We start from the raw sequence: 21,694 nt of genomic DNA on the forward strand, positions 1-21,694 counted from the left end.
CAATAAAAATGCCACTCAGTGATTATCTGAACGGCATTTTTATCTCAATATCTGAGGTTAAATAAAGAAGAATATCTTACGCAGTGAGGACATTACCCCAAGCTGCTGCGATATTATTACGCAAGCTCGTATCTATCTGCTGCATAAAGTCGCTACTACTCTCAGTGATATCATGCTTGCTCATCATATCCACAAGGCTATCCAGTGCTCCATCTTGCAGAATCGTCTTCGACGTTGAACCCTCAATACTCACAACTATATTTGCCCGCTCGCCGGCAAAATAATCTGAGAAAGTCACTGAGCCAATATTTTCAAACTCACTCTGTTCAGTCGTTATTCCGATCCGGCGATCAACCAGAACAATAAGGTCATTATCGCTGCGTTGGAACCAGATATCTTGCCAATTAATATCTTTAAATAGAATATCATCACCACCACTGGCATCGCTCACAGTACAGTCAATAACAGCTTCAGTAATCACAAAACAATCGTTGCCAATGCCACCACTAAAGAGGTTTTTGTAACCCCCTAAGTCAAGTGTATCATTACCTTCCCCAGCCTCTATCTTGCTGAATTTGGAAATCGAATTAGCGATAAGTTTATCATCGCCTGTACCACCGTAGATAATAGATGAATAGCCCAGCAGGATGATATTATCGTTACCACTATCACCATAGACTGTATTCTGGTTGCCAAATACTCGGCTACTATCATCCCCCGAACCTAATTCAACCACATTATTATTGCCAATGATGACCACATAATCTTGTTCAGAGCCGCTAGAGAGTCGGTTAAAATTACCAGCAACCACGGCATAATCCTGCCCAGAACCGGTATCAATACCCCCCGTTTCTCCGAAGATAAAGGCCTGATCATTGCCCTCACCGAGGTAAGCAGTATTAACTCGTCCAGCAAGCACGGCAATATCATCACCGACACCGCCAAACATAGTATTTTCTCGGCCCATTAGTACACCGACATCATTACCTTTACCGCCGGTAAATATGTTAGAAATACCCATGCCATAGAAAACATCATCACCATGACCTCCCCAGAAATTATTGTTATCACCCAAATAAGCAGCTAAATCACGCCCGTGGCCACCAAAAGTGAAATTATAATTCCCTAACGAGACATGGATATCTCCATCATCGATTAAATGACCACTATTTTGTAAAAATTCAAATAACTTCTGCTCCATATTAAGCAGATCTTTAGCCATATTTTCTTTAATATCGTCAACCATACCTTCTAATTCTGTTTGCCGATCTTTATTAAACATAACAGCAAATAAATTAGGAATATTCAGTGAGTTAAAGCCAAATGCTTGATCATTTTCAGGTACCGGCGGATTGGTATAAATATCGGCGACAGAATCATGATCAGTTTCGTCAGGCGCTTTATCCTGTAAACCATGCCTCTGAGCAAACGAGGTAATAGCACTGCTACCCATATTCAGATTAGCTTCTATACCATCTAGTAACTTTTCTGGATTACTAATTACCTTCAGTTTTTCGCCACCAAACTCAGCAACGACTTCCAACATTTCCTTAAGTACAGCGTCTTGATCAATCTCCTGACCATCACGAGAAATAATTCGGCCAAACTCGTCATAATCCACACCAAAAATATCACCCAATGTGGTATCAGCATTAACACCCGCCAAGCGATTAATCAGCTTATTCCTCATTTGCCTTGGTAAGTCGTCAAGCTTATAGGTCATGGTAGTTTTCACCCTACCTGATGAGGTATATTCTTGAGTGCTTAAACTAAATAGTGAGCCAACATTAATATCCATAATAGATTGAACGTTATCACCAAAAACAAAATTCCAGTTGCTGTTGGTCGCAATAATATCAGCACCTTCTCCGGCGACAGCTATATTAAAAACAGCCTTATTATGCAGGTCTTTCAACTGACTTGACTTCGTTGAAGCTTGCCCCATTGAATTGGATTGTCCGCCACGCGAGTTGCTTAGCCACTGGTTATATTTATCATTTAGCGTACTTTCAATATCAGTTGTGAAACCACGTCCGCTGCGTAAAGTCTGTGAGTCCAAATTTATTAGTGTGTCATAATCTACGCTGCTGTTAGCATCTAGCCCCGAGAAGTCTGATAGGTATTTTTTTGCTCCAGACAATGTCCATTGTTGGTCTTGAGTAGCCAGCCAATCTTCACCTTCACCATCCTGCGCAATAGTAACTAATATTTCGCTCATCCGCGCTGCATGATCAAACGGGTTAACTAATGGTGGGCTAATAATCGATTTATCAGCCATAAAAATAACATCGTTACTGTGACCATAATTAAACGCAACATTCCGGCTACCAACAAATACTTGGACGCCTTCAAAGGCTTGATAGCCACCAATATCAACACTGTGTTTACTCATACCACTACCGATATGAATCATGACGTTATTATCGCCAAAGGTTAAGGTCTTGAATCCACCCTCTCCCACTTTTATGCCTAGATTAGAGGTTCCCCAATTAATAGAAGTAAACTCATCATCGCCAACTTGAATACTTATATTTCCACCATAACTGAACTCTTGTTTTGAGTTATCCGTGGTAGCTGATTCTGTAGTTGTCGATGTCCTTCTGTCAGTTGGCCTGATATATCTCTCAGTATTACGGTCTATAGCCCCCTGTACCGTGCTGTCATCTGATGTAGCACCAACTCTGTGAATATCTATTGTAGACCGCGCAATATTATTTCGTACATCGTCATTAATATGTTCAATGTTACCTTGCTCATTCCAGTGTAATACAATTTTATCTTCGCTGATTTTATGCCTTTGATTACCCTGCTCATCCAATGTAATTTTACGGCCTTGGTCATCAACTAATACACGAGCACGCCTTGCGGAAATATCGGCACGGATGCCTTCTTTACCGACTGCTCGCATAAATGCCTTAGCAAAACCTTGCTGTTTATTCTCTCCCGTCAACCGACAGCCAACCAGACTGATATATTGTGGGGTACTTTTTATTCCATAAACACTATCAAGATCACCACGCAGCCGTTTAATATTTTTTGCCAATTCATTTGGAGAGTGGTTAGCAAATGTCTGATTCCCCTTGCCCTCATCGTTTTTATCGCGTCCATGGCCGACTAATTGCCAACGGATGTCCCCCTTTAACAAACCAGGATCACCGGATATAACTTGATAATGACCTTGTTGATCAAGTTTGACATGCACAGAATTAGAATGCTTCGCGGCTAAATTAACAGCAGCTTCGTGGACAGCAGTATTCTCTTCAAGTTGGACAATAACTTGTCCGTCATAACGAGTTTTACCATCCCCATTAGCAGAGTGAATAGTTTTTCTCTCCTTCTGCTTTACTTTGACAGGATCGTAATTCTCATCGCCTAATACTCTTGAATGAGGCGACTTAACAATAAATACTTCCGCAGAAGTGTTAATATTGATGAAACGAATTGTATCGTCACCTACCAACATTTTAACGTTAGCACCATCCGATACTTTATTCAGATGATCAGCATGCGGCATTAGTTTTTTAATGGATGAATTAAACTCCATAGCATCTATTTGTACCGATGTTGATTTTTTATTTTTCTCATCAAAAACTTCAACAGTAAATGAAGTTACTTTTTCATCACCTTTATTATTGGTTTCTGCTTTATAGTCAGTAATCTTTCCTTTCATTTTCTTACCTAGGGAAAACTCAATACCCTCTGACTTTAATCTATCTAATAAGTAGGCTTGTTCATTACTACGGAAAATATCCCATTTTCCTCTAACAGACTGCATATCTTTATCTGAAATAAATAAATTATAATTAACCTCAAAGTCATCCTCTAACCTATTGTAGCTATTCCTGTTTTTCGTAAAACCATCCATAAACTTTCTAAAGTCATTATAATTGTCAAACGAAACCCCTCCATAATTTGGCTCAAAAAAAGACCACTGATACCCGCTGCCTTTTTTAATAATTGTTATATTCATAGCATGATTGGTAGAATCAAATTCCACGAAAGTATTCTCACCTGGGCTCCTCAATTGTGCCATCAAAGTAGTATAATTTTCTTGTTCAGGATAAGGATTTTTAAATTTTTCGGCACGGTTAATACCATTACGTTTCAGCTCACCATAATAATTATCTAACCCTCTCGCTTTCTCATCTTCCGCATACCCTGTAAGAATATTAATGATGTCTGAAGGCGTTTCTATATCAGTACTTACATAGTTTTTTCTTAAACTATCGAAAGTCGTTTTGGTGAAAGCATTTTTTACCTTCAATTTACTTTCAATATTATTAATAATATTGAAAACGGAATCATCATCATATACTTTTCTAGATAAAGCCATTTCATTTCTAATTTTAATAAGATCACATGCAAACATATCGGCACGATTGTAAACTGATTGACTATTTTGAATATTTAAAATACTGATCATTTCACTTTCAAACTGTTGACGATAGTAATTTGACATAATACTTTTTTGAATTTTATCTATATTGCTAGTTTTTCCTATATTAGCACTGTACCCATTAGCCACATCCTGCAACCAACTTATATAAGCTTTACCCCCGCCAACACCATAATTACGCTCAGCCATCATATATTTTGCTGACAAAGCAAAGCAGACGCCCAAATTAAAATTGAAAGAATTTGTAATTTCGTTAGGTGTAACATGTTTTTTCGCTAATTTATAATTTTTATACCATGCCTTTCTTATTATTTTTAATGTTTGAGAAAACTCGAAAGAGAGACTTTTATCATCTTTACCATGAGTATATTTATGCATACCGATTTCTAAATATTTAGATGATAACCTCCCATATTTCGTATGCTTATACGTCGATGGTTCAGGAATATCCATAGTATCTTTAAAGCCTGGAACAACAGCTTGATTGATAGCATCTTTACCTGAATTAACGATATCTGGGGCTGGATTTCTGTTTATTTCTTTAGTTATGCTGCCATCAGCTTTGGCTAATATTATTTTTTCGGGTGTATTTCCGCTATCGGTGATTGACTCATCAGAGACCTCTGCAGCATTGGTTGTATAAGCCACTTGACCTACACGACGACCACTGCCTTCTGCTACCTTTCTATCTGTGGGCCGATCCCCCTCCTCTTGCTGTACCCCTTTTGCATTATTCTTTGCTGTATTCGCTTTATTTTCAGCATCATCCACTGCTCTTCTGGCATCGTTTTGCATTGCATGTGCTTTATTTTCTGCCGCACTTGCTGACTGCATGGCGCTTTTTTTTTGCCCTTCAGCCTCTGCTGTTCTTTCTGTTGCTACTGAAACTCGGGTACGCTCTTCTGCCTTGGCCTGCTCTGCATTCTTTCTTCCCTCCACGACAGCAGATTCAGATTTTGCCAATGCTTGATCTACCTGCGATTTATATTTTTCACTATCAGTGTTGATTTGTGTTAATTTTTCATCTGCGGTTACTGTTGCCTGAGAAACCCGCCTATCGACATCAGATAAAATACCCTGAGCAAATGGATTACGAACTGAAGAACCCGCATCCCCATTGACCGAATTGATGATATTACTTTCTGAAAGTTTACTAAGTGCCAGGCTTGCCAATTGATGTTGGCTAACTAACTCTTCAGCCTCCTGATTAACCTGCTGTTGGTACTCCGCACCAATATTAGCTAAAGCGGACTCATCGGTAGAGGCTAATTGATTTTGGACGTGCTGGCTGCTTTGGTGATGCTTTTCTTTTTCTTGCCTTAATTTTTCACCATCATTCTCTGCCCCGGTTTTATCATTTTCTATCGCTACTTTATTACTATTTAGGGCAGCACTATTATCCTCATACAGTCTTCCGTTAGCAGCATCGTGGAGATTGCCTGATGTATCTTCCAGTGCCCTTTCTGCATTTTGTTTTGCGCTATCAATATCTGGTTTATTTATTGTTGATAATTGTCTGCTGCTCGCCTGAAAATCATGTGATGTCTCCGGCGATTTATAATCATCAATTAAACCCTTACTATCCAGTTCGAAACCAGCAAGATCGTTTGTCGGTTCTGATATTTTATAGCCTCCACGGCCATTTTTGAAGCCGGAAGTATGACTCTCATTTCCATTGACTAAATAATTAATAGCCTGAGAACCGGCACGCCCCATGGCATGTTGTTTAATATTGTTAAATAGACTTGCTAATTTATTACTTTGAGTATTACTCGAGGCAACAGATAAATTATAAAAATCACCATCACCTACTTTTATAACAACATTAGTTCTACCGTAATTCGCCGCAATAGAAAGACCGTTGCCAACGTGAATATTAGCATTAGCCTTTCCTTTCATTACTCCTACATTCAGGCCATCCCCTACCTTAGTATTCACATTGAGTTTACCCCACATCACACTGACAGAGGTTCCATCGCCAACTTTAGTATTTACATTGTTTTTCCCATAAATCGCGGTCACATTTAAGCCATCACCAATATCTGTAATCACATTCAGATCAGCTTTAGCTAATGTCACCTTGGTACCATCACCGACATGAGTTGATATATTTCTATCAGCCCACAAAACATTATAAGAATCGCCCTCGCCAACTTTAGTAATAACATTATTTTTAGCTTTTGCTAAAACCACAGTCTGCCCATAACCAACCGAGGTAATAATATTATTCTCTGCCCATGCGGCGGTATAGCTATCCAACTTACCGCCATCAGTTTCAGAAATTAAATTAATTAAATTATGCTTAGCTTTAACTACGGTAAACTCTTTACCTTGCCCTACTCGCGTAATAACATTATATTTACCATTAATGAAATTATATCTGTCACCATTACCTATATGGGTGATAATATTCGAATCCCCCCAGGCAATATTAACCCCATCACCATGACCAACTTTTGTAACAATATTGAGTTTACCCTTGACTATTCCCACCGTCAGACCATCACCGACATGCGTCATGATGTTGCCTTTATCTGATATGAGTAACCCGACAGCAATATCATCCCCTACTTTAGTCAATACATTGCCCTTACCATGTAGTACAGCTACAGACATCCCTTTACCTACATGGGTAACAATATTACCTTCAGCTTTAGCTAAAACCCCCGTAAAGCCATCACCTACTTTCGTAATAATATTACCTTTAGCTATTGAAATAGCACCGGTGGAACCATCTCCCACATGAGTCATGATATTAGCTTTACCGAACATAATAGCCACAGCGGTACCATCCCCCACTTTGGTCATTACATTTAATTTACCGGCAAAAATCCCTACACCAACCTCTTTTGTGCCCGGCCGGTTAATTTGAGAATAAACATTTACATTACCGGCCATCAAAGCCACGGTTAAACCAGAGCCCACTTTGGTAAAGATATTCGCTTTACCCGCCATTAAGGCGAATGTTTCACCATCACCAATATGGGTCATAATATTGGCCATACTGACCATGGCGGCTATGGTTGTTCCATCTCCTACCTTGGTAAAAATATTACCGCCTTTCGCCAACATAAGAGCGATAGTTTGACCATCACCTACTTGAGTTAATATATTCCCTTTGGCCACCATTAATGCCAAAACATCGCCATCACCGACTTTAGTGAAGATATTTCCAATACCTCCCATCAATGCATAAGTGTCACCGGTGCCAATGTGGCTCATCATATTACCTGCAGCTAGCATGGCTCCAATCGTTGTGCCATTGCCGACCTTAGTATAAATATTACCCGCCCCAACTATCACGCCCAGGGTTTGGCTCTCTTGAGTATTAACATGGGTTAATATATTACCCAATCCAAACATAAAGGCATTAGTATCACCATTGCCGACTTTAGTTAAAATATTGCCGCCACCCAGCATGATGGCATCTGTTTTACCTGAACCAATTTGTGTTAATAAATTAATTCCACCGCCTAGAATAGCCTGTACATCTCCGTTGCCTTTTTGGGTCACCACATTTGCTGCTGCTACCGCAATAACACTGAGATTAGAGTGATGTTCATCATCCCCCATATGCGTAATAATATTACCCAGCCCCAAGGCAATTATTGTTGCATCACCACTGTTAATGTTAGTTACCACATTACCGCCGCCCCCCACTATCGAGAAGATAGATCCCTCTCCTTTCTTCGTCATGACATTAAGGCCACCCGCAGCAATCCAGAATGCCTTACCGGAGCCAATTTGCGTGTGTGTATTAAGCCCACCGAACATTAAAATGCGGCTGTCACCCTCCCCCATCTGAACCGAGATATTACCTAGTGCAATTAATTTTGCATGGTATTGACCATCACCAATTCTAACCAGTACATTAACTGCACCACCGGCGGTAACATCCATTTTCCCGTGATCGCTTTTATGCACGATAACATTTGCTAACCCTGCACCATCAAACGTTAAATCGCCTTGCTTACCACTTTTTACAATAATATTAGCAGCACCAATACCCTTAAAATCTGTATCTCCTTCCCCGGCACGGTGGGTAATGACATTCGCAATACCACCACCGCTAAATTTCACATCACCTTTATCCACATCGGAATTTATGACGTTAGCTACACCACCTCCAACAAATGAAATATTTTTGTTACTGTCATTTAATTGTTCTTTGGTGAAATTAAGCATTGTCTTATTATTTCTTACATTCCCATTAATAATTTCTTTTCTTTTATCAATCTTCATTTCATTGTCAATAGTATAAGATAGACTAACATCTAGCCCATTAGAGCCATCAGAATATATAGTTAATTGTTTATAATATTGCTTAACATGGCTATCAATACCATTACCCAACACATATTCCATATCAATTTTTTCTTCTAATGGAAGATTTTCTTCAGGTACTGAAAATATATCCATTTCGTAACAATAATAAAAAGTCCCGCGACTCATACTACCAGTAGCTTCCATATTTAACTTTATTCTTCCAAGAATACGGGTATTACACTTACTAGTAAACTGATAGTAATATATATTTGGTTGACTCTCTGAACGATATAATTTTACAATTTTATTAAAATCAATAAATTTTAAAGCTGAGAGTTTAATATTGTCATCATTATTGACTGCTAATTTATAACCACTATCATCCACAAAATCCGCTATTTCTCCAGTGTGAACTTTTATTGGCTTACTGTACATAGGGATATTATGTATTTCGCGAACAGAATATTCTATACTATCAATTGAATAGCCATCTCTATATGTCTTGGGGACACGACTAATTCGACCGAGGGATCTAGCCTTAAAAGAACTATCAGCCTTAATTAAATTAAACTTAATATCTCCCGTTGTTTCATCCATAAATAAATTAAATCTTAACCTTAAGTATTTAACTCCTTCTCCATACTTATGCCTCACTATATATCCATAAGCCCCGTTCTGATTTTTAATTTGCTTTGCAATTAACGTTTCTCCACTATTATTATCTTTTACTCTGATATCCCCAGAGTAATATCATCCAGTTTTAATTTTCGTATATTGGATGAACCGGTAGCTCTCCGTGTTATTTGGTTATAACCACCAACTCCGGCAAAGTCTATACTGCCATCATTACCCGAATGCTCTATAATATTAGCGATTGCACCACCTCGGTATTTTAGATTTCCACCTTCCTGCTTTCTGATATTAAATGCACCAGCGGCACCTGATATGCTTAAATCCCCCGAGGTATCCTGTACTTCCAGATAAGCAGCCCCACCTTCCACCTTATCATCCCCACTGCCCGTATAAACTATTGCCGCAACAGAACCAACAGTGATTTCATCATCACCACCACGGGCGTAAATTTCCCCCAAACCCAATGGCAGTAATTTCTTCACTACTGTCATCGCCATTATATTTACCCGTAAAAAAATATTCTGCACTACGTGATGCATTCTTACCCATAATAAATTCCTTATTTAAATTAAATTGTAAACCACTGTATTTTTGGTTCTATTTCACAATCTTTATCATATATTCGTCCTCTAATGGCACATGCTATATCACCTTTTTTATATAAAAATATTGCGGCGAAGATCAGTTGCAATTAACCTGACATGACCATAAGGAGCAATCATTTCAGGAAAAAACAAATTATCCCCTGACTGCCAATCATTAATATTGATATCCCTTTCACCAGAAATTAATGCTGCCAAATTATCGTCTGACAATAACGCCCAATTACAAAATGCAATCGGTTTTCCATTTTTGGTTTCATAATATCTGAATTGATTTAACAAGAGGGAAGTAACAATACGTTGCTGCCATTCTGAGACAGAATATAATAGGTGTAGTGGGGAATATCGTGTAAGCAACATTACCCCACCAATTATATTTTGTATTTCAGGTGACAGAGGTATTGTGGAGTTAATTTTATTATCCACATAACTGCCTTATTTAACTATTTTTTAAGTTTCTTCATATCAACTTCTTCTACGATATTATCGCTTGAATTATCCATCGATGGTAATAATCCTGAATTAATCAGATTTTTTATTTCTTGCTCCATTCGGGGATCTTCCAGCATATTTTTAACCATAGAAACCATGTACATAAAACCTGATGCTGGCATATGCACAACCTGTTTTAATTCAAGCTCTTCATCATTCACGGCAGTAATACCTTTTGCCATTTTATTTTGATCCTGGCTGACAAAATAAAGCGAAAAAATACCTTTATTATAATTAACCAATGATGTTGTTTGTACGTAACTTTCCATAAACCCTCTAATGATAATTATGTATTAATAGCCAACGTCTGTTGGTGATGAAAAAGTATCATACATAATATTTAAATTATGCATTTAAAAATAAATTTTAATGTAATTAATAATAAATATGAAAGTAACCAATGTATTATAGTTATAATCTATATTATAACATCATATAATAATTAAATAATATATATAGAAAATAAAAATGCCCTTAGTTATTTAACTTAAGGGCATTTTTGAGTTGAGGTTAATATCTTTAATTCAAACATTACCTAAATCAATAGAAATCCTGCGGTGCCATTTCAGACTGCGCCAACCAGACCGGCTTATCACTGGTTTTAACCCAGACGCGGTGTAGATAGCTATAAAAGCGGGCGCGATCCTTACGTAACAACATGATAGGCAGCGCCAATAAGCCAACCAGAATCACTACGCTACGGCGCAAGATAATCTGATGCAGTGGGTATGCGTTATACATAGACATAATAGTCCTCCTTTAAAACGCCTTTGTGCGCTGTTAACCCGAATAAACAGTGAACCGATTAACAGACTGGCGTTGAAAGTAAAATAAACAAAATTGGAAATTGGACAAAATTTTACCGCATTGATTGAAACTTTACCACTCATCCGACCACTGAATCACATAAAAAAGCGAAAAAAAACATCAATCCTGTAATTTTGTTACAGCAAGGTTAATTAAGACTCTAAATTTGTTGCGTCTGAGTTGCATTCTTTTGTGAATAAGAAAACTGGATGTATTTAGCAGGCTGGCAATGTAGTCAGAAAACATCCCCCTTTGATAACACACAGTGCCACTGACTAATTTACACGCATTTACTGTTCATTTTTTGACCGTTTTTATACTTTTTTTACGCCCCCCCATGCTTTTTTATCAAGAACTTTTCTTACAAATTCCTAAGCTGCTGTTAACAAAAACTGGTTTATCAAAAATGAGCGCTGTGGAGGTATATCGTGAGTTTCAGCATCTTGGGTGGTGCGCTGCTGGTTCTGCTGCTTCTGGGCTATTTGGTCTATGCCTTATTTAACGCGGAGGACTTTTAAATGGCGGCGTCAGGATTTCTGCTTATCGCCAGTTTCATGCTGGTGTTGTTGGTGCTGTCCCGCCCATTGGGGCACTTTTTAGCGCGCCTGATTGAGGGCGAATCTTTCAGACCACTGCAAAAAATCGAGGCCGGTTTATGGTGTTGTAGTGGTGTAAAAAATGAAGAAATGAATGGCTGGCAATATGCGATGGCTCTTCTCTGCTTCAACTTGCTGGGCATTGTGCTGCTATTCACACTGTTAATGGCTCAAGGTTCATTGCCTTTGAACCCGGAAAATATGCCGGGGATGTCATGGCATCTGGCACTCAATACAGCAGTGAGTTTTGTCACCAATACTAATTGGCAGGCTTATAGCGGCGAAAATACCCTCAGTTATCTCAGCCAAATGGTCGGCCTCACCGTGCAAAACTTTCTGTCAGCCGCCACCGGGATTGCCGTTGCTTTTGCATTGATCCGCGCTTTTGCTCGTCATTCTGCTGCCACCTTGGGTAATGCCTGGGTAGATTTGGTTCGCATCACTTTATATGTCCTATTACCCATTGCGCTGCTTATCGCGCTGATTTTTGTCAGTCAGGGTGTACTACAGAACCTGGACGGTTACCTGCATATCACCACATTGGAAGGCGTAAAACAGACCTTACCCATGGGGCCGGTTGCATCGCAGGAAGCCATCAAGATGTTGGGAACAAACGGGGGGGGCTTCTTTGGTGCCAACTCGGCTCATCCTTTTGAAAATCCAACTGCCTTTAGCAACTTTGTACAAATGCTGGCCATTTTCCTGATCCCCTGCGCGCTGTGTTTTGCCTTTGGTCAGGTGGTGGGGGATAACCGCCAAGGGCATGCACTTATTTGGGCGATGTCACTGATTTTTGTCGTGGCTGTAGTGGTGGTGATGTTCGCCGAGTTGGCCGGTAATCCGCATTTAACCCAGTTGGGTGCCGACAGCAATATCAATATGGAAGGCAAAGAGTCTCGCTTTGGCATTCTGGCCACCAGCATGTATGCCGTGGTCACTACGGCGGCCTCTTGCGGGGCAGTAAACGCCATGCACGACTCCTTTACTGCCTTGGGTGGCATGGTGCCAATGTGGTTGATGCAAATAGGTGAAGTGGTGTTTGGTGGTGTTGGTTCGGGTTTGTACGGCATGTTGCTGTTCGTGCTACTGACCGTCTTTATTGCCGGGCTGATGATTGGCCGGACGCCAGAATATCTGGGCAAAAAAATCGACGTCTTTGACATGAAAATGACTGCGTTAGCCATTTTGGTGACACCGACTATCGTACTGCTTGGCACGGCACTGGCACTGTGTACCGATGCTGGGCGGGCGGGGATTTTGAATCCCGGCGCACATGGTTTTAGTGAAGTGCTCTACGCCCTCTCCTCGGCGGCAAACAATAACGGTAGCGCCTTTGCGGGCCTAAGTGTCAACACGCCGTTTTATAACCTGCTACTAGCTGCGGCGATGTTCTTGGGGCGGTTCGGGGTCATTCTGCCGGTGTTGGCTATCGCCAGCTCACTGGTCGCGAAAAAACGCCAACCGGCAGGCAACGGCACACTGCCAACCTCCGGCCCGCTGTTTATCGGCTTACTTGTCGGCACGGTGCTGTTGGTCGGTGCATTGACCTTTATCCCTGCCTTAGCCTTAGGTCCGGTGGCTGAACATCTGCAAATTTGGTTAACTCGCTGAGAGAATAATGATGACTCGCAAACAACGCGCAATCTTTGAACCCGCACTAGTGCGTACGGCACTGTTTGATGCCGTGAAAAAACTGGATCCGCGTGTCCAGTGGCGCAATCCGGTGATGTTCGTAGTGTATTTAGGCAGTGGGCTAACCACCTTAATTTGGCTGGCCATTTTAAGTGGGCAAACCACCGGCAGCGCCCTATTTACCGGCAGTGTTTCCCTGTGGTTGTGGTTTACTGTGCTGTTTGCCAACTTTGCCGAAGCGCTGGCCGAAGGGCGTAGCAAAGCGCAGGCTGAAAGTCTGCGGGGGGTGAAAAAAACCAGTTGGGCCAAAAAACTGTCAGAAGCTCGCGTTGACGCACCGCAAGAGAAAGTCTCTGCCGATAGCCTGCGTAAAGGGGATTTAGTCCTGATTGAAGCTGGCGACACCGTGCCTTGCGATGGTGAAGTTTTAGAGGGGGGCGCATCCGTGGATGAAAGCGCCATTACCGGCGAATCTGCACCGGTTATCCGCGAATCAGGCGGCGATTTCTCCTCTGTAACTGGCGGCACCCGTGTGTTATCAGACTGGTTGGTCGTTGAGTGCAGTGTAAACCCCGGCGAAACATTCCTTGACCGAATGATCGCCATGGTTGAAGGCGCCAAACGGCGCAAAACCCCCAACGAAGTGGCCCTGACCATTTTATTGGTGGCGTTAACCATCGTCTTTTTACTGGCAACCGCCACCTTGTACCCATTTTCAATTTTCAGTGTTGAGGCTAACCAGGCGGGTATCCCCGTCACTATTACCGTGCTGGTCGCGCTGTTAGTTTGCCTCATCCCAACGACCATCGGCGGTTTATTATCAGCCATCGGAGTCGCCGGTATGAGCCGCATGTTAGGGGCCAATGTAATAGCCACCAGCGGACGCGCCGTTGAGGCCGCCGGTGACGTCGATGTGTTACTTCTGGATAAAACCGGCACCATCACATTAGGTAACCGCCAAGCGTCCGAATTTTTGCCCGCCCCCGGAGTCACCGAACAACAACTGGCAGATGCCGCACAACTCTCTTCTCTGGCGGATGAAACACCGGAGGGCCGCAGTATTGTGGTTCTGGCTAAACAACGTTTTAATTTGCGTGAACGGGACTTGCACAGCCTGAATGCCACCTTTGTGCCCTTCTCTGCACAAACACGCATGAGCGGCGTTAATGTACAGGATCGAATGATCCGCAAAGGTGCGGTTGATGCCATCCGTCGCCATGTGGAATCTAATCAGGGCCACTTCCCACGAGCGGTAGAAGATGCCGTAGAAAGTGTCGCTCGTACGGGAGGAACGCCTCTTGTGGTGGCTGACGGGCCACGCGTTTTGGGGGTGGTTGCCCTAAAAGATATCGTGAAGGGAGGCATTAAAGAACGTTTTGCAGAACTGCGCAAAATGGGGATTAAAACCGTGATGATCACCGGTGACAACCGCCTCACCGCAGCGGCTATTGCGGCTGAAGCGGGCGTTGATGATTTTCTGGCTGAAGCGACACCGGAGGCAAAACTGGCGCTGATTCGTCAATATCAGGCAGAAGGCCGTTTGGTCGCGATGACTGGCGATGGCACCAACGATGCTCCAGCACTGGCTCAAGCAGATGTAGCGGTAGCGATGAACTCAGGGACGCAAGCAGCGAAGGAGGCGGGCAATATGGTGGATTTGGACTCCAACCCCACCAAACTGATTGAAGTGGTGCATATTGGTAAACAAATGCTGATGACCCGAGGCTCGCTAACAACCTTCAGCATCGCCAATGACGTTGCAAAATATTTTGCCATTATTCCAGCCGCTTTTGCTGCTACTTACCCACAACTCAATGCCCTGAATGTGATGCAGTTGCACTCTCCGGCTTCTGCTATTTTGTCGGCAGTTATCTTTAACGCATTGGTGATTGTGTTCCTGATCCCCCTGGCCTTAAAAGGGGTCAGTTATAAGGCAATGAGCGCTGCGGCCCTGCTGCGCCGTAATCTGTGGATTTACGGTTTGGGTGGCTTACTGGTGCCGTTTGTCGGTATTAAATTGATCGATCTGGTGCTGACAGCCCTGATGGCGAGTTAGTCGCAAGATAAACAACATAGAGGCAATAACCATGTCATCGATAACCCCTATTTCATATTTCCGGCCAGCATTGGTTTTACTGATATTACTGACACTTATCACCGGGATAGCTTATCCTCTGCTGACCACTGGGCTGGCAAAATTGATGTTTTCTCAGCAAGCTAATGGTTCACGGGTCATGCTGGGTGATGAAGTGGTCGGTTCAGCCTTGTTGGGGCAAAACTTTACTCAACCGGGTTATTTTGTCGGTCGTCCGTCGGTCACGGCAGATATGCCTTATAATCCAATGGCCTCCGGTGGCAGCAATTTGGCTATCAGTAATCCGGCACTGGATCAAGCCATCAGTGAACGCGTTAAGTTACAGCGTCAGGCAAATCCGACACAAACTGGCCCGGTACCGGTTGATCTGGTCACCGCCTCCGGCAGTGGTCTGGATCCCAGCATTTCACTGGAAGCGGCTTACTATCAGGCCCCTCGCATTGCGGACATACGCCAGATGCCGTTGTCTGAAGTGAAACAATTAATTGATGAAAACGTGCAAAGGTCAGTGCCCAATTTCTTCGGTGAATCCGTCGTCAATGTGCTGAAACTCAATATGGCGCTGAATGCCCAAAGTCACGTGACAGTACCGGCGGCCCCGGCAAAACCTTAAGGACAGATCATGGTGGATGCAGAACCAACCCGCCCAAATCCCGATAGCCTACTTGCGGTGGCGAATGAAAAATCCCGTGGTCGATTGAAAGTCTTCTTTGGGGCTTGTGCCGGGGTGGGTAAAACCTACGCCATGCTGCAAGAGGCGCAGCGCCTGCGTGCTCAAGGGCTAGATGTGTTGGTTGGGGTGGTAGAAACCCATGGGCGAAATGAAACTGCCGCCCTGCTAGACGGGCTGGCAATCCTACCACCAAAACGTATTCACCACCGCAGCCGTCAGGTACGCGAGTTTGATTTAGATGCTGCACTGGCCCGTCATCCGGCGCTGATCTTGATGGATGAGCTGGCACACAGCAATGCTCAAGGCTCACGCCACCCCAAACGCTGGCAAGATGTGGAAGAACTGCTAGACGCCGGGATTGATGTGCTGACTACGGTCAATGTGCAGCATTTGGAAAGCCTAAACGATGTGGTAGGCGGTATCACCGGAATCCGAGTGCGGGAAACGGTCCCCGACCATATGTTTGATGCCGCCACGGAAGTGGTCTTGGTCGACCTGCCCCCAGATGACCTACGCCAGCGCCTGAATGAGGGCAAAGTGTATATCTCGGGGCAGGCAGAACGGGCGATTGAACATTTCTTCCGTAAAGGTAATTTAATCGCCTTGCGCGAGCTGGCGCTACGCCGCACTGCTGATCGGGTTGATGACCAGATGCGTGCCTTCCGTGACACGCAGGGCCGAGAGCGAGTCTGGCATACCCGCGATGCCATCCTTTTATGTATCGGGCATAACAGTGGTAACGAAAAATTAGTCCGTACCGCGGCTCGGTTAGCTGCGCGTTTGGGCTGTATCTGGCACGCCGTCTATGTTGAAACACCACGGCTGCATGGCTTGCCCGAAGCCAAACGCCGTGCCATTTTGCGTACCCTTAAGTTGGCCCAAGAACTGGGAGCTGAAACTGCCACACTCTCCGAACCCAGTGAGGAACAGGCGGTGTTGCGTTATGCTCGTGAACATAATCTGGGTAAAATTATTATTGGTCGCCGGGCAGAGAAACAGTGGAAATTGCGCGGCAGTTTTGCCGATCGTTTGGGCAAGCTGGGGCCAGACCTCGATTTAGTGATTATTGCCTTAGAGGGAGACAACTCACCCAATGTAGCAAAAGAAACCGACTCTCGAGCATTCACTGAAAAGTGGCGTATGCAATTACGCGGTTGTATTGCCGCCATCGGCTTGTGCGCGCTGATCACGGTATTATCACAGTGGCTTATACCCGGTTTCGATCAGGCAAATCTGGTGATGGTTTACTTGCTGGGTGTGGTTATTATTGCGCTATTTTATGGCCGCTGGCCTTCTGTATTGGCGGCAGTGATCAATGTCGCCAGTTTCGATCTATTTTTTGTCCAACCACATTGGTCATTGGCGGTCACGGATGTGCAGTATCTGGTGACTTTCGGTGTGATGTTAATTGTTGGCATCGTGGTGGGGAATTTGACCGCTGGCGTGCGCTATCAGGCCCGAATTGCCCGCTATCGCGAACAGCGCGCCCGGCATTTATATGAGATGTCGCGAGGATTGAGCCGTGCCCTGACGCCAGCAGATATTGCCAAAACCAGCCGCCATTTTCTTTCCAGTAGCTTTCAGGCTAAAACTGACTTGCTATTGCCACAGGAGGATGGGCGTTTGCAACAAGTTGCCACTGATGAAGGCGGCGCCCTTTCCGTTGACGAAGCCATTGCTCGTTGGAGTTTCGATAAAGGCGCGCCTGCTGGCGCGGGGACTGATACGCTGCCGGGCGTACCTTATCAATTACTGCCGCTGACCGCATCCAAGCAAACTTTCGGAGTGCTGGCGATTGAACCGGCGAACCTACGCCAATTAATGGTGCCGGAACAGCAGCGTTTACTGCAAACTTTTACCAACCTGATTGCCAACGCGCTGGAAAGGCTACATCTGGCTCGCAGTGCTGAACTGGCCAAACTGGATGCTGAACGGGAGCAATTGCGTAATTCACTACTGGCTGCCCTCTCCCACGACCTACGCACACCGCTGACGGTGCTATTTGGTCAAGCAGAAATCCTGACGCTGGATCTGGCTGCCGAAGGTTCGCGACACGCCCCACAAGCTAACCAAATCCGTCAGCAAGTTTTAAGTACCACCCGGCTGGTCAATAACTTATTAGATATGGCACGTATCCAGTCAGGCGGATTTAATCTGCGCAAAGAGTGGCAATCGCTCGAAGAAATTGTCGGTAGCGCATTAAATATGTTGGAAACGGCTCTCAATCATCACCACATCAATGTCGAGCTGCCAGATGAAATGGTACTGATTAACTGTGATGGTAGCCTATTAGAGCGCGTGTTTATTAATCTGTTGGAGAATGCCCATAAATACGCCGGTTTTGATGCCTTGCTGGGGATTAGAGCAACCGTTGAAGATGAATGGTTGCATGTGGAAGTCTGGGATAATGGCCCCGGCGTTCCCTTAGGGCAAGAGCAACTTATTTTCGACAAATTCTCCCGTGGCAACAAAGAGTCAGCCATTCCGGGGGTGGGCTTGGGTTTAGCCATTTGCCGTGCCATTATTGATGTACACGATGGTCGTATTTGGGTCGAACAAAACTCAGCAGGCGGTGCCAGCTTCCACTTTATGTTGCCGCTGGAGAAAGCACCTGACATTGATGGTGAAAATATTGATTGAGAGGAGTGTTAATTATATCCCCGGCTAACATCCTGATTGTTGAAGATGAAAAAGAGATCCGTCGCTTTGTACGCATTGCGCTGGAGAGCGAGGGCTGGCGAGTATTTGAGAGCGATACGTTGCAACGGGGCCTAATTGAGGCCGGTACTCGCAAACCAGACCTGATTATTTTAGATTTGGGCCTGCCAGATGGTGATGGGCTCAGTTATATTCAGGACCTTCGCCAGTGGAGCGCCATCCCAATTATTGTGTTATCAGCACGTAATAGTGAAGAAGATAAAGTCGCAGCACTGGATGCTGGTGCGGATGATTATCTGAGTAAACCCTTTGGCATCAGCGAATTATTAGCGCGAGTGCGTGTTGCCTTACGCCGCCATAGTGGGGGGAGCCAAGAAAGTCCGTTGGTGAATTTTGCTGATATTAGCGTGGACCTGATTAACCGTCAGGTGACTCGGGCCGGTGAAAATCTTCACCTGACACCGATTGAATTCCGCCTACTTTCTGCATTAATCGCCAATACAGGTAAAGTGATTACCCAACGCCAGTTACTCAACCAAGTTTGGGGGCCAAATTATGTCGAACACAGCCATTATCTACGCATTTATATGGGCCACTTACGCCAAAAATTAGAAACCGACCCCACCCGCCCTAAACACTTATTAACCGAGACCGGCGTAGGTTATCGCTTTATTCCATAACGATTTATTCGCCATAAGATTTCACATTCAGACTAGGAAAAAACAGTTCGGCGGAGTAGCATCAGACTTTTAATGATAATAGGTCTTATTTATTATGAGCACTTGGTTGATATATGCCCTGCTGTCTGCCCTCACCGCTTCGCTAGTCGCCATCTTCGGCAAAATCGGTCTGCAACATTTAGATGCCAACACAGCAACCGCCGTACGTGCTGTGGTGATGGCGCTATTTTTGGTCGGAGTCGTCGTGGTTCAGGGGAAATTTAACCTAGTCGGTGCCGTACTCGCGGATAAAAAAGCGCTGCTATTTGTGGTGCTTAGTGGTGTCGCAGGGGCATTGTCCTGGTTGTTCTACTTTATGGCGATTAAAAATGGCAATGTCTCGCAAGTCGCTCCTATTGATAAACTCAGTGTCGTTTTCGCCGTCATTCTAGCTTTTATCCTGTTTGGTGAAAAAATATCGCTGGTCGCAGGGTTAGGTGTGGCATTGATTACAGCGGGTGCACTGATGGTAGCCTTAGGGTAATACTGTTTCTGGTAATAATAAAATATAAAATAAAGACAGAGTATAATACTCTTGTCTTTATGATTATGTTCCGTTCATTAATTAACAATAAGAAATTATAATTTTATTAAATTTCACATAAAAAGGTTCTCACCTTAATATAAAAACAACCGCTTATTTAATAAAGGGAGTTAATATGAGCAAAGGAGCAGTAAAAACACAAAAAGTAAATTATTCTATATTATTACCAAATTCATCTGCTGGGAAAGTTTTTTTTCGGCATTCAAAATCAACACTTATCATCAATACATTAAATAATAGTCATCGAGTCTATCATCGCTGGCTGCATCATAATATATATAGGAATGGTATTCTTCGTGTTAAATCAGTGACGATTTCTGATGTTAATGGAGAGAGGCAAGAATTAATTTTACGTACGGATAATAGTATACCTACAGATACCCCCTCAAGAAAATATGTTAATATTAACATGGAATATCTGGAGCTTTATTTAGTAAAAGATATTGTTAATATTTCTTTTGCAGAGAATACCCCAAAAAATTATTTAACTGTCAATGGCGAGAAAGTGATAAAACTGAATGATGAAGATAATAATATTTTAGTAGGTGAGAAAGGTAGAAATGCTATTTTAGGTAGTTCACGGGATGATATCATTATTGGCGGTGACGTGAATGACAATATATCCGGGCTACTGGGTAACGACACCATAATTGGTAAGAAAGGGAATGACTCTTTATTTGGCGAGGAAGGTAATGACCTTTTAGTGGGGGTGAAGGTGACGATGGGCTGGCTGGCGGCCCGGGTGACGACATTCTTTATGGCGGCGATGGCAATGATGAGCTACACGGTGATGCTGAAGCTTTTGGCTACTTCGCAGCCGAGGTGAATGGACGGGGAAATGATCGAATATTTGGTGGGAAAGGTGATGATCTCATCCAAGGGCAAAAAAATAATGATTATTTAGCTGGAGGGGCAGGCGATGATTTATATATATTTTCAGACAATGATGGAATTAATATGATAGTTGAACACAGTGGTGGAGAAGATATCATTGCCATTACTGACTATCATTTCCATGAATTAAAATTTGAACGCTACGGTCAACACTTAGTCATTTCAAGTAAAAAGATCGGTAGTCGCTTAACAGTCATTATTAAAGATCAATTTTCTGCTGATGGTTATAAAGTCAAATATATAAAGACGCAGTCATATTCTCAATACAATAGTAAAATAAATAGGGATGACTTTCATTCGTTACTGTATGAGTTAGTGACAAAAGATCCTGACAGTGCTCTCAAAGAACTAGAAATGACAACAGCTCATTCCGACTCAGGTCGTCACTTCACTGTTGTATTGCCTGATGTATTTAATAAAAATAACATGAAAGATATTGAGGATGAGACAGGAAATAAACTTATTGCTGAACTTACTACCCAAAATAATATACTAGCTAATACTTACAAGGATAACCCCAGTGATTTTTCTGAAAATTTACCTGATATAACCTATATCTCTGAGGCGCTCTCATCATTCGCACCTAAAGATGCCCCCAAAGCAATACTGCCATTATCAGAAAGTGATATATACTCTCATAACTTACCTAATAGACTTGCCATGGTCTATAATTAAGAAGAATAGTTT

At 43.1% G+C, this 21,694-nt stretch carries 14 protein-coding genes; 9 read left to right on the forward strand and 5 right to left on the reverse strand.

What is annotated here, in order from left to right; all coding sequences use genetic code 11:
* Positions 1-76 precede the first annotated feature (76 nt).
* The 5 genes from rtxA to ACIOG0_RS15490 form a co-directional block, all read right to left on the reverse strand.
* Positions 77-9,259, reverse strand: coding sequence for an MARTX multifunctional-autoprocessing repeats-in-toxin holotoxin RtxA (rtxA, locus tag ACIOG0_RS15470; protein ID WP_404704871.1), 9,183 nt, complete (start codon positions 9,257-9,259; stop codon positions 77-79).
* A 128-nt stretch (positions 9,260-9,387) separates the two neighbouring features.
* A complete protein-coding gene (locus tag ACIOG0_RS15475; RefSeq protein WP_404704872.1) occupies positions 9,388-9,822 on the reverse strand; it encodes a hypothetical protein in 435 nt (144 codons plus the stop codon).
* Between the two features lie 129 nt (positions 9,823-9,951).
* Positions 9,952-10,323, reverse strand: a complete 372-nt coding sequence (locus tag ACIOG0_RS15480) for a toxin-activating lysine-acyltransferase (protein ID WP_404704873.1) — start codon at positions 10,321-10,323, stop codon at positions 9,952-9,954.
* Between the two features lie 17 nt (positions 10,324-10,340).
* Positions 10,341-10,658, reverse strand: coding sequence for a hypothetical protein (locus ACIOG0_RS15485; RefSeq protein ID WP_050098896.1), 318 nt, complete (start codon positions 10,656-10,658; stop codon positions 10,341-10,343).
* A 271-nt stretch (positions 10,659-10,929) separates the two neighbouring features.
* On the reverse strand, positions 10,930-11,136 hold the full coding sequence (locus ACIOG0_RS15490) for a YbfA family protein (RefSeq protein ID WP_050098898.1): 207 nt from the start codon (positions 11,134-11,136) through the stop codon (positions 10,930-10,932).
* A gap of 488 nt (positions 11,137-11,624) precedes the next feature.
* Between ACIOG0_RS15490 and ACIOG0_RS15495 the strand changes: the two genes are divergently transcribed.
* The 9 genes from ACIOG0_RS15495 (at position 11,625) to ACIOG0_RS15535 (ending at position 21,682) form a co-directional block, all read left to right on the forward strand.
* Positions 11,625-11,714, forward strand: coding sequence for a K(+)-transporting ATPase subunit F (locus tag ACIOG0_RS15495; RefSeq protein ID WP_032814743.1), 90 nt, complete (start codon positions 11,625-11,627; stop codon positions 11,712-11,714).
* On the forward strand, positions 11,715-13,403 hold the full coding sequence (gene kdpA / locus ACIOG0_RS15500; protein WP_050098900.1) for a potassium-transporting ATPase subunit KdpA: 1,689 nt from the start codon (positions 11,715-11,717) through the stop codon (positions 13,401-13,403).
* A 10-nt stretch (positions 13,404-13,413) separates the two neighbouring features.
* A complete protein-coding gene (kdpB, locus tag ACIOG0_RS15505; RefSeq protein ID WP_050295428.1) occupies positions 13,414-15,480 on the forward strand; it encodes a potassium-transporting ATPase subunit KdpB in 2,067 nt (688 codons plus the stop codon).
* A gap of 31 nt (positions 15,481-15,511) precedes the next feature.
* On the forward strand, positions 15,512-16,132 hold the full coding sequence (kdpC, locus tag ACIOG0_RS15510; protein WP_164908375.1) for a potassium-transporting ATPase subunit KdpC: 621 nt from the start codon (positions 15,512-15,514) through the stop codon (positions 16,130-16,132).
* A gap of 9 nt (positions 16,133-16,141) precedes the next feature.
* Entirely contained in the window at positions 16,142-18,832 is a 2,691-nt protein-coding gene (gene kdpD, locus ACIOG0_RS15515; protein WP_050098903.1) for a two-component system sensor histidine kinase KdpD, read from the forward strand.
* Between the two features lie 5 nt (positions 18,833-18,837).
* Positions 18,838-19,530 (forward strand): two-component system response regulator KdpE, encoded by a 693-nt coding sequence (kdpE, locus tag ACIOG0_RS15520; protein ID WP_050098905.1) that lies wholly within the window; start codon positions 18,838-18,840, stop codon positions 19,528-19,530.
* 94 nt (positions 19,531-19,624) lie between these two features.
* Positions 19,625-20,053 (forward strand): EamA family transporter, encoded by a 429-nt coding sequence (locus tag ACIOG0_RS15525; RefSeq protein ID WP_004875614.1) that lies wholly within the window; start codon positions 19,625-19,627, stop codon positions 20,051-20,053.
* Between the two features lie 175 nt (positions 20,054-20,228).
* Positions 20,229-20,939 carry a calcium-binding protein gene (locus ACIOG0_RS15530; RefSeq protein ID WP_404704874.1) on the forward strand — a complete coding sequence of 237 codons (711 nt, stop codon included), beginning with the start codon at positions 20,229-20,231 and terminating at the stop codon, positions 20,937-20,939.
* Entirely contained in the window at positions 20,840-21,682 is an 843-nt protein-coding gene (locus ACIOG0_RS15535) for a calcium-binding protein (RefSeq protein WP_404705053.1), read from the forward strand. The genes ACIOG0_RS15530 and ACIOG0_RS15535 overlap by 100 nt, the downstream gene beginning before the upstream one ends.
* Positions 21,683-21,694: the final 12 nt, after the last annotated feature.

It is taken from the genome of Yersinia vastinensis (assembly GCF_044905075.1).
GTDB lineage: Bacteria > Pseudomonadota > Gammaproteobacteria > Enterobacterales > Enterobacteriaceae > Yersinia > Yersinia vastinensis.

Bases quoted from the DNA above. Each gene is read 5' to 3' on its own strand.
- ACIOG0_RS15530 (WP_404704874.1), top strand. From the start codon at position 20,229: ATGAGCAAAGGAGCAGTAAAAACACAAAAAGTAAATTATTCTATATTA.
- kdpA (WP_050098900.1), top strand. From the start codon at position 11,715: ATGGCGGCGTCAGGATTTCTGCTTATCGCCAGTTTCATGCTGGTGTTG.
- kdpC (WP_164908375.1), top strand. From the start codon at position 15,512: ATGTCATCGATAACCCCTATTTCATATTTCCGGCCAGCATTGGTTTTA.
- ACIOG0_RS15525 (WP_004875614.1), top strand. From the start codon at position 19,625: ATGAGCACTTGGTTGATATATGCCCTGCTGTCTGCCCTCACCGCTTCG.
- kdpD (WP_050098903.1), top strand. From the start codon at position 16,142: ATGGTGGATGCAGAACCAACCCGCCCAAATCCCGATAGCCTACTTGCG.
- kdpB (WP_050295428.1), top strand. From the start codon at position 13,414: ATGACTCGCAAACAACGCGCAATCTTTGAACCCGCACTAGTGCGTACG.
- ACIOG0_RS15490 (WP_050098898.1), bottom strand. From the start codon at position 11,136: ATGTCTATGTATAACGCATACCCACTGCATCAGATTATCTTGCGCCGT.
- rtxA (WP_404704871.1), bottom strand. From the start codon at position 9,259: ATGGATGAAACAACGGGAGATATTAAGTTTAATTTAATTAAGGCTGAT.
- ACIOG0_RS15485 (WP_050098896.1), bottom strand. From the start codon at position 10,658: ATGGAAAGTTACGTACAAACAACATCATTGGTTAATTATAATAAAGGT.